This is a genomic window from Arsukibacterium sp. UBA5043, from assembly GCA_002415085.1.
In the GTDB taxonomy this organism is placed as follows: Bacteria; Pseudomonadota; Gammaproteobacteria; order Enterobacterales; family Alteromonadaceae; genus Alishewanella.
The window spans coordinates 146,254-161,690 of sequence record DIBV01000004.1; the positions used below are offsets into that span (position 1 = coordinate 146,254).

The 15,437-nt window shown below is 49.1% G+C and carries 16 protein-coding genes; 10 read left to right on the plus strand and 6 right to left on the minus strand.

Going from position 1 to position 15,437, the window contains the following annotated elements:
• Nucleotides 1-105 precede the first annotated feature (105 nt).
• The 9 genes from B2Q61_RS04860 to B2Q61_RS04900 all read left to right on the plus strand — a co-directional run bounded on the left by B2Q61_RS04860 (nucleotide 106) and on the right by B2Q61_RS04900 (nucleotide 8,442).
• Entirely contained in the window at nucleotides 106-1,431 is a 1,326-nt protein-coding gene (locus tag B2Q61_RS04860; RefSeq protein ID WP_290620063.1) for a metallophosphoesterase, read from the plus strand.
• Between the two features lie 122 nt (nucleotides 1,432-1,553).
• A complete protein-coding gene (locus B2Q61_RS04865; protein WP_290620065.1) occupies nucleotides 1,554-2,267 on the plus strand; it encodes a TVP38/TMEM64 family protein in 714 nt (237 codons plus the stop codon).
• A gap of 81 nt (nucleotides 2,268-2,348) precedes the next feature.
• Entirely contained in the window at nucleotides 2,349-3,575 is a 1,227-nt protein-coding gene (locus B2Q61_RS04870) for an adenosine deaminase family protein (RefSeq protein WP_290620067.1), read from the plus strand.
• 224 nt (nucleotides 3,576-3,799) lie between these two features.
• Nucleotides 3,800-3,976, plus strand: coding sequence for a hypothetical protein (locus tag B2Q61_RS04875; protein WP_290620069.1), 177 nt, complete (start codon nucleotides 3,800-3,802; stop codon nucleotides 3,974-3,976).
• A gap of 144 nt (nucleotides 3,977-4,120) precedes the next feature.
• Nucleotides 4,121-5,533 carry a sensor histidine kinase gene (locus B2Q61_RS04880; RefSeq protein ID WP_290620071.1) on the plus strand — a complete coding sequence of 471 codons (1,413 nt, stop codon included), beginning with the start codon at nucleotides 4,121-4,123 and terminating at the stop codon, nucleotides 5,531-5,533.
• Nucleotide 5,534: 1 nt separating this feature from the next.
• Nucleotides 5,535-6,131: a hypothetical protein gene (locus tag B2Q61_RS04885; protein WP_290620073.1), complete on the plus strand. Its 597-nt coding sequence runs from the start codon at nucleotides 5,535-5,537 to the stop codon at nucleotides 6,129-6,131.
• Nucleotides 6,118-7,467 (plus strand): sigma 54-interacting transcriptional regulator, encoded by a 1,350-nt coding sequence (locus B2Q61_RS04890; protein ID WP_290620075.1) that lies wholly within the window; start codon nucleotides 6,118-6,120, stop codon nucleotides 7,465-7,467. Before B2Q61_RS04885 ends, B2Q61_RS04890 begins: the two co-directional genes overlap by 14 nt.
• Before the next feature lie 47 nt (nucleotides 7,468-7,514).
• Nucleotides 7,515-7,865, plus strand: coding sequence for a DUF2288 domain-containing protein (locus B2Q61_RS04895; RefSeq protein ID WP_290620077.1), 351 nt, complete (start codon nucleotides 7,515-7,517; stop codon nucleotides 7,863-7,865).
• A gap of 22 nt (nucleotides 7,866-7,887) precedes the next feature.
• Entirely contained in the window at nucleotides 7,888-8,442 is a 555-nt protein-coding gene (locus B2Q61_RS04900) for an acyl-CoA thioesterase (protein ID WP_290620079.1), read from the plus strand.
• Nucleotides 8,443-8,457: 15 nt separating this feature from the next.
• Here the strand turns inward: B2Q61_RS04900 and B2Q61_RS04905 are convergent, their stop codons facing one another.
• The 3 genes from B2Q61_RS04905 to B2Q61_RS04915 all read right to left on the minus strand — a co-directional run bounded on the left by B2Q61_RS04905 (nucleotide 8,458) and on the right by B2Q61_RS04915 (nucleotide 11,728).
• Nucleotides 8,458-9,501, minus strand: coding sequence for a cupin-like domain-containing protein (locus B2Q61_RS04905; RefSeq protein WP_290620081.1), 1,044 nt, complete (start codon nucleotides 9,499-9,501; stop codon nucleotides 8,458-8,460).
• A gap of 12 nt (nucleotides 9,502-9,513) precedes the next feature.
• Nucleotides 9,514-11,241 (minus strand): gamma-glutamyltransferase, encoded by a 1,728-nt coding sequence (gene ggt, locus B2Q61_RS04910; protein WP_290620083.1) that lies wholly within the window; start codon nucleotides 11,239-11,241, stop codon nucleotides 9,514-9,516.
• Nucleotides 11,242-11,323: 82 nt separating this feature from the next.
• Nucleotides 11,324-11,728 carry an acyl-CoA thioesterase gene (locus B2Q61_RS04915; RefSeq protein WP_290620085.1) on the minus strand — a complete coding sequence of 135 codons (405 nt, stop codon included), beginning with the start codon at nucleotides 11,726-11,728 and terminating at the stop codon, nucleotides 11,324-11,326.
• A 14-nt stretch (nucleotides 11,729-11,742) separates the two neighbouring features.
• Between B2Q61_RS04915 and B2Q61_RS04920 the strand changes: the two genes are divergently transcribed.
• Nucleotides 11,743-12,447, plus strand: a complete 705-nt coding sequence (locus tag B2Q61_RS04920; RefSeq protein ID WP_290620087.1) for a 2OG-Fe(II) oxygenase — start codon at nucleotides 11,743-11,745, stop codon at nucleotides 12,445-12,447.
• Nucleotides 12,448-12,497: 50 nt separating this feature from the next.
• Here B2Q61_RS04920 and B2Q61_RS04925 read toward each other — a convergent pair whose 3' ends face one another.
• From B2Q61_RS04925 to B2Q61_RS04935, 3 genes are all read right to left on the minus strand, one after another.
• The gene (locus B2Q61_RS04925; RefSeq protein ID WP_290620089.1) at nucleotides 12,498-14,603 is read right to left on the minus strand and encodes a TonB-dependent receptor family protein; all 2,106 of its coding nucleotides are present in this window, start codon (nucleotides 14,601-14,603) and stop codon (nucleotides 12,498-12,500) included.
• A gap of 138 nt (nucleotides 14,604-14,741) precedes the next feature.
• On the minus strand, nucleotides 14,742-14,885 hold the full coding sequence (locus tag B2Q61_RS04930; RefSeq protein ID WP_290620091.1) for a hypothetical protein: 144 nt from the start codon (nucleotides 14,883-14,885) through the stop codon (nucleotides 14,742-14,744).
• An 11-nt stretch (nucleotides 14,886-14,896) separates the two neighbouring features.
• Nucleotides 14,897-15,367: a GNAT family N-acetyltransferase gene (locus B2Q61_RS04935; protein WP_290620093.1), complete on the minus strand. Its 471-nt coding sequence runs from the start codon at nucleotides 15,365-15,367 to the stop codon at nucleotides 14,897-14,899.
• Between the last annotated feature and the right edge of the window lie 70 nt (nucleotides 15,368-15,437).

The window sequence follows — 15,437 nt, forward strand, 5'->3', positions numbered from 1 at the left end:
GATAATATTAAAAAGCAATAGCTTAGATCGGAAGGCATTGTTTTTATCGTTGCTTCGATATATAAAGCCTGATTGTTTATTTTTTGTATATAAAAGCAGGCGTTAATGAAAGCATTATTAAAAATATTCGTGGCTACGCTATTGGTGTTGTTGGTGGTCTTATTGGCAATACTGGCAAATGCCACGGTTGAATTAACCAAAGGTGGCGTTTACAGCAAGGTATATTTGCCAATAGTCGTAGGCGAAATAAAGTGGAATGCAGCTGGCAGTGTTCAGGCGAGTGAGCCGGCAGTATCTGGCTTGCAAGGCCCGGTTATTGTCAAAAATACTTCGACACTGCAGTTAACAGCCTGGTGTCAGCATGAACGTATTACCCAGGAGTTGCCACTTGCTACAGTCAATGCACGGTTAGATTGCCAGGGGCGGCAATATCACTACCAGCTGGCCGGCTCGCCGCTTAGCATCAATGCTGAAATAGCGACGCCGGCAGCAGTTGCCGTAATTAGCGATCTGGAAGGCAACATCGAATTTTTTGAGCATTGGGCCCGTAACAGCGGTGTAACCGATGCCAATGGTGACTGGCAGTTTGGCAACGGTCAGCTCATTGTGTTGGGCGATGCCGTCGACAGAGGACGTCAGGTGTACGATTTACTATGGCGGTTATACCAGCTGGCGCAGCAGGCTCAACAGCAAGGTGGCCAGTTACTGCTGTTACACGGCAATCATGAGCAATATGTGATGCGCGGTCTGGTTGATCGGGTAGAAACTGAGCATTTTTGGGCTATTGAACAACTTATGCCTTACGAGCAAAGTTTTGCTGCTGATACCATTCTGGGTGGCTGGCTGCGACAGCAACCGATTATTGCCAGAATGGGTGACTATTTGTTTACTCACGGAGGTGTAAGCCCACAGGTACTGGCCAGCGGTTTAACCGTAGCGCAGCTTAATAAGCGCTACCACGACACTTTGCAGCAAACTAATGATCAGGTGAGCGAGGCTGACTATTCGTTGTTTTACGGTAGCAGTGGGTTAAGTCAGTACCGGGCGCTACTGTCGGATAATAATGAAGCAGTGTCCGGTGGCGATTGGCCAGAGGCGCACCTGCAACAAATATTGGCCTCTTTCAAGGTGAAAGCTCTGGTCATTGGCCACACCCCGCTAGCAAAGCCAGCGGCATTGTATGATGGCCAGCTACTTGCGGTCGAAGCCGAGCAAACCAGCAGTGCATTGCTTATTCATGATGGCGAAGCAAAATTTACCGATGTAGGGATGCTAAAAACCCGCTTTAGCGAACAACAACCGCAGCATCGCCCGTTCCGCTTGTGGTCAGCCGCGGACTGGCGGGCGCTAACAGCCAATAGACAGCACCTGGACGATTTAAACCATGCCAAAACCTTTTTTAATCGCGATAAACCAGTTAAAGGTAACTGAAAGTGCCGGGTAGACTAAGACTGGAACATCGACCTGTCTCGCTGCGGTTTTTAAGAGACAACCCTTGCTCAGATTTATAATATAATCTATTACATTCAATTAACGCAGGAGCGGTAATATCGATGAGTATCACAGGCAACAACAAACGGCCATTGTGGCTGTTTTGCGGCTTGTTGCTGTTGTTGCTGCTAATGGCGCTGCTATGGCGCTTTGCCTGGGATTCCGATTGGTTGTCGGTAGCACAGGCAAAGCACATGGTGGCTACTGCCGCTAGCTGGCATGGCGAGTTATGGCTATGGCCACTGCTGATCACTGTTTTTGTGCTGCTGTTGCTGTTGATGTTTCCGCTTACCATTCTGGTGGTGCTGACCGGCTTTCTGTATGGCCCCTGGTGGGGCTTTTGTTATGCGACCCTGGGCACCCTGATGTCAGCAATTGTCAGTTATGAAATTGGCAGGCGTACTGGCCAAAAGCCGTTATTGAAGTTTGGTGGTAAACGCATGCTGAATATATCGCGGTTTATTGGCGATCGGGGCATCCGAACCATGATCCTGATCAGCATTCTGCCACTGGCGCCTTTTACCCTGACCAACATTATGGCAGGCGCATCCCATATCCGGTTCTGGCCTTATCTGGCAGGCTCTGCAATCGGCATTATACCGGGCATCGCGCTGGTAAATTTCGCCGGCAGCCAGCTCAGTGCTCTGTTGCAAAGCACCGACAAAACAGACGTCGCCGTCAGTATTGGCACCTTGGTATTGGTGACGCTGATACTGATATTCGCACCACGCTGGTTGAAAAAATACTGGCGAAAAAGGCGGCACCACCAAGTGTGACGGCGGCTTGTGACAAAGACTTTGGTCAACCTGAAAGCTGTTTTACGTTACACTATGGCAAGACCATTCAAAGGAGCTGTTATGCCGCGTTATTCTGCTGATTTTATTAAAGCTATGCCAAAATCTGATTTGCACCTGCACTTAGATGGCAGTCTGCGGCTGGACAGTCTGATTGACATGGCGAAGCGCACGGACACTAAGTTGCCGTCGCAAAGTATTGACGGCTTGAAACAGTTGGTATTTAAAGACAAATATCAGAATCTGGCTGAGTACCTGCACTGTTTCCAATATACCTGTGCTGTGCTGCGCGACCCCGAAAATTTAGAACAAGCTGCGTACGAACTAGCCATTGATAACCAGAACGAGGGCGTTAATTACATCGAAGTAAGGTTTGCACCGCAACTGCTGATTGATTTAAGTCGGGGTATCGATTTTGATCAGGTGATGCATGCGGTTAATAATGGCTTGAAGCGGGCGCAGGATGAATATAACCGCACTGAAGCTGTGCTTAGCGGTAATAAACCCCCGTTTGGTTATGGCATTATCAATTGCGCGATGCGGATGTTTGGCGATAAAGGCTTTTCGCCGTATTACACCAACTTATTTCAGCTAATGCGCGACTTTGAGCCAATGGACGTGATTAAACTGGCGGCGATGGAATTGGTGCGGGCCAGTGTGCGGTTGCGAGATCAACACGCGATGCCGATAGTGGGCCTGGATTTAGCAGGCCAGGAGTCGGGCTATCCAGCCAGCAAATTCAAGGAAGTGTACGAGTATGCCCACCAGCATTTTATGCTGAAAACCCTGCATGCTGGTGAGGCCTATGGTGCCGAAAGCGTTTTCGAAGCCATTACTGAATGCTATGCCGATCGGATTGGCCATGGTTATTCTATGTTTATTCCAGACATGATTCATAGCCCGGATATTGCCGACAAAGCCGCGTACATTCGTAATCTGGCCAGCTATATCGCCGACAAACGTATCGCCATAGAAGTATGCCTGACCAGTAACCTGCAAACCAACCCGCAACTCACTGATATTCGGCAGCATCAATTTAAAGCCATGCTGGATAATCGAATGGCGACAGTAATATGCACCGACAATCGGCTGGTATCGAACACCACGGTATGCAATGAATACCAGCTGGCGCTGGATAACTTTGATATTCCGTTAAAACGTTTAAAAGACATGGTGGCTTACGGCTTTAAAAAGAGCTTTTTTCCAGGAAGCTATGTAGAAAAGCGCCAGTATGCCAAGAACTGCCTGGACTATTTTGATCGAGTTGCCAAACAGTATGGATTTATTTAAATAAAACATAACGTTATAAATACTGTCGCAAAAGGCATACAGCTTAACTGATTGATTAATAACAGTTAAATATTAAGCTGGTTAATAGTGTCTCTAATAGCAGACACTATTAACCAGAAATAGAAAATTCCAAACGTAAAAAATACATAACCATCTGAAATAAAACAAATATTAAAACTTGGCACGACACTTGATATACCTTAGGTAATTACCGGAGGTGTGTTATGGATTTATTCTTAGTTTTTATCACGATGTTCCTCGTTGCCAATATGATGTTAGTGGTAACAATGCTACGTCGTGTGGATTTAAATAACCCCAGTGTTCAGGCTTGGGAGCAACAGCAGGCTGCTGTTATCCATACGGCTAGCCGCACTGAAGCGGTAAACTATACAGCGGTTTAAACCCGCAAGCCGAAATACACCAAACATATTCCCATGAGTTCAGCGTTTTGCTGGATGTTTGTTCAGGCCAGCCCTCCTTACTGGCCTGTTTTTTTTAGTTAAACAGGTTATGCTAGCGCTAACTTTCTCAGAGTTTAACTGCCTATGCGTTTCCCTTTGCAAACCGCCTCATTGCGTCAACTGGTTATCCTGAGTTTTTTGCTGGCTATGATCCCGGTTGGGGTGCTGATGTGGCAAAGCCATAAAGCCTTGTCAGGATTAAGCAGGTTTGCGACCAATGAGGCTGAACGGGCAGTGATTAGTGTGCGTCGGGCCGAAAATATGCAAAATCTGGTGGTGGATATTGAACGGGCTGTTCGCCAGTACGCAGTGGTGAAAACCGACGCACTGGCCCGGGTAGCCCAAAGCCATATCAGTAACCAGCAGGCCAGCCTTAGCGAGCTGTGTAACGATTTACCAGAACTAAGTGATTGCCTGCAACAACAGGCAGATTTACAGCAACTGGCCGCGCAGTTCTCTGAGCTTAGTGGCGCCCCTCTGGAGCAGCAGTTGCAGCAAATCAGGTTGCGGCAGCAGCGGATTAGTCAGCAAATATGGGACTTACTGGAGCAGCGGCTGGTTAATCAGCAGCAGCTGGTGCAGGACGCGCAGCAGCGCCAGGCCTGGCAAACAGTAGCACTGGTGCTGTTAACCTTGTTATTGGTGTTGTGGGCGTCGGGTCGGGTGGCCGCGCCCGTTAAAAAACTGGATAAAATGATCCGGGCGATTGGTCAGCAGCAACATTTCCCTGACGGAAAGCTTGATGGGCCTCGTGAATTGTCAGAGCTGGGTGAGCAGTTGCGCTGGCTCAGCTCACGCTTACAGCAACTGGAAGCGCTCCGGCTTATTCTATTACGCCATGCATCTCATGAATTGAAAACACCGTTATCCAGTATTCGGGAAGGTTGCGCTTTGCTTACTGAACAACTGTTAGGTCCGCTTAACCCCCAGCAGCTTGAAGTTGTTATGCTGCTCAATGGCAGTGCCGACCGCTTAAGCCAGTTGACAGAGCAACTACTGGATTATAACCGGCTGCTGCAGCAAGCTAAACCCGAATTAAGTCGTCAGGTGCCACAACAACTGTTGCAAGCCTGTTTTGCCGACCACGCCTTATCGCTGCAGCAGCGCCAACAACAAATAAAGTTGGATTGTCAGCTGAGCAGTATCTATACCGATGACACGTTGTTCCGGCGTATTTTGGATAATCTGATCAATAACGCCCAGGCTTATGGTGCAGAAAGTAGCCCGGTATGGGTTAAACTGTATAAAAAAGACGATATGCTGGTGCTGGATGTGGCCAATAATGGTGCACCTATCCCCACCGCATTGCGTGAAAAATTATTTGAACCCTTTCAGCGTGGAACGACCCCAAGGTTCGATGCGATTCAGGGGTCGGGTCTTGGTTTGTCAATTGTGGCTGACTGTGCCCGGCTGCTGGGTGGCCATGCTGATATTGTAGATGTGGTTTATGCGGATGTATGTATCAGAGTGCGCCTGCCACTGTTAGAGGAAAAATAACATGAGAATCATGCTGATAATACTGCTGGCTACGCTGTCAGGCTGCCAGCTGTTAAACCAGCATCCGCCTGTAGCAGAACCTGAAGCAGAGCCGGAATTAGCAGAACAAGTTGTCTTACCACAAATCAGCGAATCAAACAGTGAGGTTGTGCTAAGCCTGAACGATGATGCAGCTACATTGCAAGCCTGGGTTGAGTATCGGGCCAGTATATTGGATAACCTGGCCGCATGGCGCGAGGCGTTAGCGGATCAGGCCGAACCTAACCAGGTACAAATACTGCAGAGAATTATGGTGCAACTGCATCCAGATACCCCTTACTTAACAAGGCTTCGGGTGCAGATGCAGTTAGCGGAGCAAATTGCCACGTTGCCACCAGGACTGGCCGCACTTTTTAGCTGGGATCTAACCTTGAATCAGAAATTACTGGAAACGGAATCCGCGGTTAGCGCCCTTACCCGACTTAATGCCCAGCAGCATGAAAATATTGAGCGACTGCAAAAAAAGAACAAAGATTTGCAGAAAAAAATTGATGCACTCACCCAGATAGAAGCGCAACTGAATCAAAGTATCAACGGGGGTAACAGTGGCCGACCCTAAACCGCGATTATTATTGGTTGACGACGACCCCAGCCTGTTGCGCCTGCTAACCTTAAGGCTGGAAGGTGAGGGCTATCAGGTAGTCAATGCCGATTGTGCAGAAACGGCACTAACGATTTTAAATAAACAAAGCTTCGATGTGGTATTAAGCGACTTACGGATGCCAGGTCTGGACGGCATGAGTTTATTTGATGAAATCGCAAAACGTTATAAAGGGTTGCCGGTAGTACTGATGACGGCGCACGGTTCTATACCGGAAGCCGTGGCTGCGACCCAGCGCGGGGTGTTCGGCTTTTTAACCAAACCACTGAACAATGCAGAGCTGCGTGATATTTTGCAGCAAGCTGTGCACCAGTCGGTACCCGAGCAGGCCGACTGGCGTGAGGAAATTGTCAGCCGCAGCCCACTGATGGCCGCCTTGCTGGAGCAAGCTTATCGGGTAGCGCAGCGGGATGTCAGTATACTCATCACCGGCGCCAGTGGCACCGGTAAAGAGTTGCTGGCTAAAGCTATTCATAAAGCCAGCCCTCGCGCCAAACAACATTTTGTCGCGATAAATTGTGGTGCCTTACCAGAGCACTTGCTGGAATCTGAATTATTTGGTCATAGCAAAGGCGCTTTCACCGGAGCCGTTTCTGAGCATGGTGGGCTATTTCGTGAAGCCGATGGCGGTACGCTGTTTTTAGATGAAATTGGCGATATGCCGGTGGCACTGCAGGTGAAATTGTTAAGAGCCTTGCAGGAGCGGCAAATCCGGCCAGTAGGCAGCAGCAAAAGTATTCCAATCAATGTCAGAGTATTATCGGCAACCCATCGTGATTTACAACAGGCCATGGCAGAGGGCAGCTTCCGGGAAGATTTATACTACCGGTTAAATGTGGTTAATTTGCAATTGCCGGGCCTGGAGCAACGGCCGGAAGATATTCCATTGCTGGCCCGTCATGTGTTGGCGCTTAGCGCCGAGCGGCATAATGTCAAAGTAACCCGTTTTGCTGACGATGCGTTGCAAACCCTGGCGACAGCAAAATGGCCCGGTAACGTGCGGCAGTTGGTCAATGTGGTAGAGCAATGTGTTGCGTTAACTCATAGCCCGGTTATTGGCCAGCGCCTGGTAGAGCAGGCGCTGTCGCAAAACAGCAGCTACTGGCCGACACTGACTGATGCCCGCGACCAATTTGAATGCCAGTATTTAGTTCGCGTACTGAAAATGACTGAGGGCAATGTAACCCGCGCTGCTGAACTGGCAGGACGAAACCGCACCGACTTTTACAAGTTATTGAAAAAACATGACCTTAGCGCGGCACAGGTGGCCGCGGAAGACGAAGAGCTGGAGTAAGGCTACAGCCTGTTTTACACTTAGCTTTTTTGACAGAGGATACGGTAATGAGTGCAATAACGCCCCCAGATGCCCAGCTGGCAGAAGATGCCGAAAATCCAGAGTTGCGTAAAGCAAAGATTATCAGTGAAACAGCCAGAATTAACTGGCCGCAACTGCAGAAATTTTACGCAGCAGGCTCGGTAGTTACGATCAGCGCTGAGCACGACTTAGTAAACGTGGCGTTTGCCTTCAGTGCCGACGACAAAGAGCAGGTCGCCGACTGGCTGGCACAGGGCACAGTAGAACGTACCACCGAGCAACAGGCACAGCAATGGTTTGATAATAATACTGAGCTGTGGGCTGTGGTAATTTCGCCCTGGATCCTGGTACAAGATAAACCAGTGCAAGTTAACTAACATCAAAGACGTGGGGCTGGCTATGGCAATTTATAAAACGATCGAGAGTTCAGAAATTACCTTATCGCAATTAATGCTGCCCTCACATTCTAACTTCAGCGGTAAAATTCATGGTGGTTATTTATTGTCGTTAATGGATCAGATTGCGTTTGCCAGCGCCTCAAAATTCAGCGGCAGTTATTGTGTGACAGCCTCGGTTGACCGGGTCGATTTCTTAAATCCGATCGAAGTAGGTGAATTGGTCACCTTAAAAGCCTCAGTAAATTATGTTGGCAATACCTCGATGATGGTTGGGATCCGGGTCGACGCGCAGAATATTCAAACGGGCATTATCAAACATTGCAACTCATCATACTTTACCATGATCGCCAAAGATGAAAGTGGTGCCACCTTATCTGTACCAAGATTGCAATTAACCAGCCGGGAACAGGTCATGCGCTATTTAAAAGCGGCCGAGCGGATCAGCGCCCGTAAACAGCGGATTGCCAGTGAGCCTTTTAATGGAGATTTGGCAGCCGCGCTGGCTTTTATGGCCAGCGACCATGCTGATGTTGATGTTAAGACACTGATTACTTGAACAACTGCAGTTAATCTAGCGGTTGAGCTGCGCAGCCAGCCATTGATGCAGCCCTTGCGCCAGTGGCCGTGTTAGCTTGCCCTGGACCCCTCTGGCATCTTCGGATATATGTGCCAACGGATCTGTCGGGTTAAATAAATAATGTTGCAACATATGCTGCCAGGCGTGTCGCTCGCCCGGCGCCATATGATTAAAGGCTTGGATAGCATGCAGTAACATGGGCAACGGCAAAGCGCTGGCAACGTAGGCATTGCTCCACCAGTAGTTTACCAGCACATTAAAATCGCTAAGCGAGGTGACGCTATGCCACCATGGGCTGGGAATATAGATAGCATCACCTGCGCTAAGCTCCACTGACAAACCAGCCTGATACGCGTTGGCATACAAGGGGTGTGCCTGTAAATCCGGTTGTTGTAAATTAACCATACTTATTGGCTGGCCGGCCGGGGTTAAATCAAGTGGGCCAATGTAAAGATTAGCAACCTGCTCTGGTGGAAACAGGGTAAAACGCCGTTTGCCCGCTGCCACCACCGCAATATTACTGGCTTCGTCAAAATGAGCCGGTACGGTAACCCTGCTACCCAACCAGATAAACGGCTTAGGTGCCGGGTTTAGCAGCGGATTGGTTAATTCAGGTAATAAGGCACTGAAGTTATCTGCCACCGGTACACATTGCACACAGTAATGATTGCTGTCGCCATGGTTGCTGTTAAGCATGGTATCAATTGCGGTATTTAGCGGCTGTTGGCTGGCACTGAAATTCATGCCATTTATGTCTGTATTGTAGAATAGCCGACCGCCGGTTTTTGCAGGGAGACTAACCAGTTTTTGTGGCTTATTGTTACTTCGTGCCAACAGGTAAGCTGCGGCCTCAGGCAAAGATTGCTGCGCGGCCTGAACCAGTGGCCACTGCGCAGCAAAGCCACGCAGCACTACCGGTCGATAATGATCCGTCACTTTTTCGGCAAAATTAGCGGCGTTCACGCCGCTGACTTCGGCCGGGGAGGGTAAATTTTCCAGCGGATAACGGTTATGCATATTTTGTTCGTTATTGTCCATTAGGTTCCTGTATCAGTAACCAGCTGCCTGGCCATCTTTACGTGACTCTGATGCGCCAATATAAGTGCCGTTTTGATGATCTTTCATAATGGCCTGATACCCGCCATAGCCACCTAAACCGTAGCGCACATCATGGCCTTTTTGCATCAGGCCGTGCACGGTGCTATATGGCACGCCCCGTTCCACTTCAATATAACCGCCGTTGGTCAGGTAAGTATCCTGGCCGTCAGTTGGCTCCGTATTGCCAAGGTGCTGCCAACGGGCCGCGTCACCCGCTTCTTGCAGGTTCATACCATAATCCACCATATTGATTAGGATTTGCACATGACCCTGCGGCTGCATGGCACCGCCCATTACGCCGTAGCTGACTAACGGCTTACCGTCTTTGGTGATAAACGCCGGAATAATGGTATTAAATGGCCGTTTACCGGGCTGATAAACGTTAGCGTGGTTTTTATCCATCGAGAACAGCTGGCCGCGGTCCTGAAATACAAAACCCAGCCCTGGCACCACAACGCCGGAGCCCATACCGCGGTAATTACTCTGAATTAATGACACCATATTGCCGTCTTTGTCGGCCGTGGTCATGTAAATCGTATCGCCTTCGTACAGGTGTGGATTACCGGCATCAACGCGTTGTGCCGCGCGTTCGCCAATCAGTTTCGCCCGCTCGCGACCATACTCTGCCGATATTAACCCCTGGAGTGGTGTTTTATGAAAATCCTGATCGGCATAAAACTTAGCGCGGTCTTCAAACGCCAGTTTCTTTGCTTCAACCAGGGTGTGAATGCTTTGTGGGGTATTAAAACCCATGGCTTTTAAATCAAAGTTCTTCAGAATTTGCAGCATTTGTAGTGCTGCTATGCCCTGACCATTTGGAGGAAGCTCCCACAGAGTATAACCTTTATAATCGACGCCCGCTGGCTCTACCCAGGTAGAACGATGGTTTGCGAAATCAGCAAAGCGCAGATAACCGCCATTGGCGCGCATAAAACGATCGATCTGCACGGCGATATCGCCGTTATAAAAGGCGTCACGGCCATCTTTGGCCAGTGCTTTATAGGTATTGGCCAGCGCTGGGTTTTTAAAAATCTGGCCTTTGGCCGGCGCCTTGCCATTAATAGTAAAGGTGCCTTTAAAATCACCCGGCTGCGGGCTGAGTATCGGAACTGAACGGTTCCAGTAATAGGCGATAAGCTCGGTAACCGGAAAGCCCTGCTCAGCATAGTTAATAGCAGGCTGCAGGATGTCAGTCATTTTCAGCTTGCCAAATTTGTTATGCAATTCAAACCAGCCATCTACTGCCCCGGGAACGCTGATAGGCAACATGCCATGTGGCGGTAAGTCTTGGCGACCGAGCTTTTCCAGCTCATTTGCCAGCATGTCGTAGCTTAAACTCAGTGGTGAGCGCCCCGACGCATTTAAACCATGTAGTTTGCCTGTTTTGGCATCCCAGACAATCGCATATAAATCGCCGCCAATACCATTGCCGGTGGGCTCCATTAAACCGAGTGCGGCGTTTGCAGCAATGGCCGCGTCTATCGCGTTGCCACCTTGCTTCATAATATCCAGGGCAATCTGGGTAGCCAGTGGGTGGCTGGTAGCGGCCATGGCATTCTGGGCGATAACTTCTGAACGGCTGGCAAAATCGTGGCCGGTAACCCTGTCAAAGGCATTGGCAGCAACACTGGCCAGCAAGGTGGTGCTGGCCAGCAGATATGCAGATAGGCGTAATTTCATAATATTTACCTGTGTTAGTGTTAGTAGCACGCTAGCCCCTGTTGGCATTGAATGCCAGTACCTTTCGACCAACGACCAATGGTTAACGGTCAATCGGGACAAATAAATGCTGGGAAAGCGTTGTTTTCTGTTGCTCTGTTAAGGCTCTGGCTTGTTGGTGCTGATAATCAAACTGCACCATTACGGTGGTGCCTGTGGCGCATTTGATGCCGTTTTGCCAGGCTTGCTGATACACATCGAATGAGCTGCCGCCAAGACGGCTGATAAAGGTACGAATTTCTACTGGCTCACCATACTGAGTTTGGGCATGATAGTCGATACTGACCCGGGCAATGATTAATGGCCATTGTTTCAGATTAAGCTCTGGGGTAAATATACGAAAAAGTGCCGTGCGGGCCCCTTCAAACCACACTGCAAAAACCGTGTTATTAATATGCCCCAGGGCGTCGGTTTCCGAAAAACGGGGCTGGATAATTTCACTAAACATAACCAGGAATTCTCATGACAGATTTTATAGAGGTGTACGATAATGCGTTAAGCCCGGACTTTTGCCAACAGCTAATCTCGCATTTTGATAACAGCCCGCATGTAGTAACCGGACGCACGGGTGCCGGGGTAGATACCAGCAAGAAAATCAGTACCGATTTATATTTAAATCAGCATCCGGAATATCAGGCAGCCTTGCAGCACATTGTTGATGTTACCAGCCGCTATGCTGCTGAATACTTTGCTAAGTATCATTTCGCCCTGATAGCACCCGTTGGCTTAACTGTAAGCCACCCCGAAACTGGCCAGCCGCTGCCGATTACTCATGAAAATTATGCCGAATTTGGCGCCCCGAAGGCCAGTGATTTTATGCGTACCTTATATCGTTTAGGGCCGATACAAGCGCAGAAATATCAGGCCGAGAAGGGCAATTATAATTACTGGCACTGTGAAGTGTATCCGCAGCTACCTCACAACGAACCACTGCACCGTACCTTGTTATTTATGTTTTATTTAAATGATGTAGCAGAAGGCGGCCAGACCGAGTTTTATTATCAGAATAAGGCTATCAGCCCGAAAACAGGCCGCATGGTTATTGCACCGGCTTATTTTACCCACACCCATCGTGGCTGTACGCCGGTTTCTAATGACAAGTACATTTTAACCAGCTGGATTTTATTTAACCGTGCTGAGCAGCTGTACGGGCAACCGCAAAGTTGAAATAAAAAAAAGCCCCTGCAAGGCAGAGGCTTTCAGATAAAGCAGTCAGCTTAGAAGCTGTAGCTGACGCCCAGTTCGAATGAACGTTCTGGCCCAACATAGATGCCCTGACGCAGGCCGGTAATATAACGTTTGTCGGTCAGGTTTTTCACTGCACCAAACACGCGGATATTGTCTGCCAGCTTATACTGCGCGGTTATATCCAATACTGTGTAAGATGGCAGCAGACCGCCCCAGATCCCGCCGGCCGCATTATCAGGAATCGCAACCGTATTGCTAGCGTCGCCGTATTGCTCACCACGGTGATGCGCCGACAAGGCGGCACTTAATTGCTCTAGCTGGTAATTCAGCGCCAGGTTAGCAACGATTTTTGGTGCGTACGGCAGGCGATTGCCCTGATTTTCACCTGATTTAAACTCTGAGGTTGGTACCCAGGTGGCGTTGCTATCTATACTAAAACCGCCGCCCAGCTGATAACCCAGTAAAAACTCCATACCCAGATGTTCAGTTGCACCGGCATTAGACTGCGATAAATTAGGATCGCTGTTGCCAGTTACTACCTGATTGCTGAAATCCATAGCAAAGGCCGCAACTTCATAGTTCATCGCGCCACGTGTTCCGCGCAGGCCAAGTTCATAGTTGGTTGAGCGTTCGCCATCCAGCTGCTGATCGGTCAGGCCGTCCAGGGCCACGCCATTTGATGCCGGGGAGAAAGCCCGGTACACACCGCCGTATAACTGGGCAGAGTCGCTCAGGTTATAAGTCATGCCAACACCAGGTAAAAACTCGGTATTGCTGGTGCTCGCTGTCGCATTGTCATCAGACAACACCAGACGGGTCTGCTCGTAGGATTCAACCCGCAGGCCAGGCGTAACAGCGAAGTGCTCAGTGAGCTCAATCCGGCTCTGGGCATAAGCGGCCACGCTGTCAGCTGAATCAATAATATGGCGATCGTTCAGGCCAGTACGATCACTACTGCGTACTGCACGAATACGGGTATCGTTAGCTTCTTCCTGCATAAAACGCAGGCCAAACTCACTGCTGGCAACCATCCCGGCCAGGTTATGGTCTATGTTCAGACGGGTCTCAATGCCCACCCGGTCAAACGAGCGGTTGTTACCGGTTAGGGCGTCGGTATAAACCCAACGTCCGGCGTCGTTTGATGCTGCCGTATCGACATTATAGCGCCAGTAATCACGGCTCATTTCGCTCCAGTACAGCAAGGTTTTTAAGGTTGCCTGATTAGAAAGGGTCCACTCGTGGTTAATGTCGAATGCCGTGCGATCGGTTAGGAAATAATCATCTGGTGCCGGGTTGTAGTCGGCGCCGGCCAGATAGTCACCCAGCAGCAAACCACGATAGGAGATGTTGGCATCGTTTTCATAGCGCGATACTTTAATTCCCAGCTTTTGATCATTACTGAAAATCACCCCGGCTTTGGCCATCACATCGGTCATTTCATAGTCTTTATCCATAAAGCCGTCGCTGCTGGCATGGGTGGCGACTATGCCGGCAAAGGCATCGCCCGAAACACTCTTGCCGCCAGCTTCAACACTGACTTCCTGCATATTGAAGGAGCCGGTGCGACCGGTTACCGTTACGCCGTCATCCGGCGTTTTGGTTTGATAGTTGACCACGCCACCAATAGTAGACGGGCCATAGCGCAATGAGGCTGAACCTTTCAACACTTCAACTTGCTCTATCCGTTGGATGCGCGGGTTAAAATAACGATCGTTGCCGACAAATAAACCCGGTGCTACCGGCACGCCGTCTTCCAGCATTAGCGACTTTGATTCGCTGGCAGATAAGCCACGCATGCCAAAGTTAGCGACGATAGCGGTTTCTTCTTCACTTTTGATGTTGATACCAGGAATGCGGCGCAGAATGTCTTCTGTAGATAACGGCTGAATTTGTTCAATTTGCTGGCGATTAACCACTACAACGGTGCCGGTTTGCTCCAGTAGAACCGGATTACCATTACCCACCACCCGGATAACTTCGAGTGCAGGCATTATCTTTTTTTGTTCGGCGCTGTGTTCAACATTGGTCTCCACATTGCTGGCAACAGCAGTGTCGATCTGCTGCTGGCCTGCAGCACTCAATGATACGGTAGCAAGTGCTACAGCTAATGATAAGCGTGACATCTTCGTCCGCATAGCAACTCCTTTAAATAACGGGCTAAATTCAATGGCCGCAATTAAACCATAACTAAAAATGCGAATCAATCTCATTTGATTTGCGGTTAATAAATTAGTTAGCTGGCGGAGACAATCTGAAAATTGGCAGTAAGATGTTTATACCGCTATTAATTCGATACCGGCCTGGCATGACGCTGTTATCGGAGAAACCGGCGAATACCGGGCATCAGTGGTATCTAATGTGGTCAGAATGGCAGGAAAATCTGGTTGGTTAGAGGCGGCAAAGAGCTGGGCCGCCATTGTCGTCGTGTTTACCTGTTGTTTTGCTGAGGCAGCCGTTTAATCATTTTTAGATGCGGAATATCATCTTCCAGATAAGGCTCACTGGCACTTTCAAAGCCAGATTCCTGATAAAACTGCTGTAAATAACACTGGGCTGAGATATGAATATCCATATCGGGCCAGTATTGCTTTGTCACTTCCAGGGTTTTATCCATTAACACCCGGCCAAGGCCAAGCCTGCGGGCAGTTTGTGAAACACACACCCGGCCAATACCGGGAAAGCCGGCAAAACTGACGTCAGGTGCCAGTACCCGTGAGTAGGCAATAACTTTGTCACCTTTCTTTAAAATAATATGGCGGGTTTGCGGGTGCAGATCCTTATCATCCAGCTCCGGATAAGGACAATTTTGTTCTACCACGAATACATCAACCCGTAACTGCAACATCGAATACAGTGTTAAGGTATCCAGATCGGCAAAAGTCTGTACTTGCCATTGCATACACTAAGTTTCCTTATTTACTGCGCTAACGCACTGTTAAAGAACTATATCAGAGGCAACCCTTGCTGCG

Excerpts from the sequence above, each read along its gene's own strand:
- B2Q61_RS04880 (WP_290620071.1), top strand. The coding sequence starts at position 4,121 with ATGCGTTTCCCTTTGCAAACCGCCTCATTGCGTCAACTGGTTATCCTG.
- B2Q61_RS04900 (WP_290620079.1), top strand. The coding sequence starts at position 7,888 with ATGGCAATTTATAAAACGATCGAGAGTTCAGAAATTACCTTATCGCAA.
- B2Q61_RS04870 (WP_290620067.1), top strand. The coding sequence starts at position 2,349 with ATGCCGCGTTATTCTGCTGATTTTATTAAAGCTATGCCAAAATCTGAT.
- B2Q61_RS04895 (WP_290620077.1), top strand. The coding sequence starts at position 7,515 with ATGAGTGCAATAACGCCCCCAGATGCCCAGCTGGCAGAAGATGCCGAA.
- B2Q61_RS04860 (WP_290620063.1), top strand. The coding sequence starts at position 106 with ATGAAAGCATTATTAAAAATATTCGTGGCTACGCTATTGGTGTTGTTG.
- B2Q61_RS04885 (WP_290620073.1), top strand. The coding sequence starts at position 5,535 with ATGAGAATCATGCTGATAATACTGCTGGCTACGCTGTCAGGCTGCCAG.
- B2Q61_RS04920 (WP_290620087.1), top strand. The coding sequence starts at position 11,743 with ATGACAGATTTTATAGAGGTGTACGATAATGCGTTAAGCCCGGACTTT.
- ggt (WP_290620083.1), bottom strand. The coding sequence starts at position 11,241 with ATGAAATTACGCCTATCTGCATATCTGCTGGCCAGCACCACCTTGCTG.
- B2Q61_RS04930 (WP_290620091.1), bottom strand. The coding sequence starts at position 14,885 with ATGGCGGCCCAGCTCTTTGCCGCCTCTAACCAACCAGATTTTCCTGCC.
- B2Q61_RS04875 (WP_290620069.1), top strand. The coding sequence starts at position 3,800 with ATGGATTTATTCTTAGTTTTTATCACGATGTTCCTCGTTGCCAATATG.
- B2Q61_RS04915 (WP_290620085.1), bottom strand. The coding sequence starts at position 11,728 with ATGTTTAGTGAAATTATCCAGCCCCGTTTTTCGGAAACCGACGCCCTG.
- B2Q61_RS04905 (WP_290620081.1), bottom strand. The coding sequence starts at position 9,501 with ATGGACAATAACGAACAAAATATGCATAACCGTTATCCGCTGGAAAAT.
- B2Q61_RS04865 (WP_290620065.1), top strand. The coding sequence starts at position 1,554 with ATGAGTATCACAGGCAACAACAAACGGCCATTGTGGCTGTTTTGCGGC.
- B2Q61_RS04925 (WP_290620089.1), bottom strand. The coding sequence starts at position 14,603 with ATGCGGACGAAGATGTCACGCTTATCATTAGCTGTAGCACTTGCTACC.
- B2Q61_RS04935 (WP_290620093.1), bottom strand. The coding sequence starts at position 15,367 with ATGCAATGGCAAGTACAGACTTTTGCCGATCTGGATACCTTAACACTG.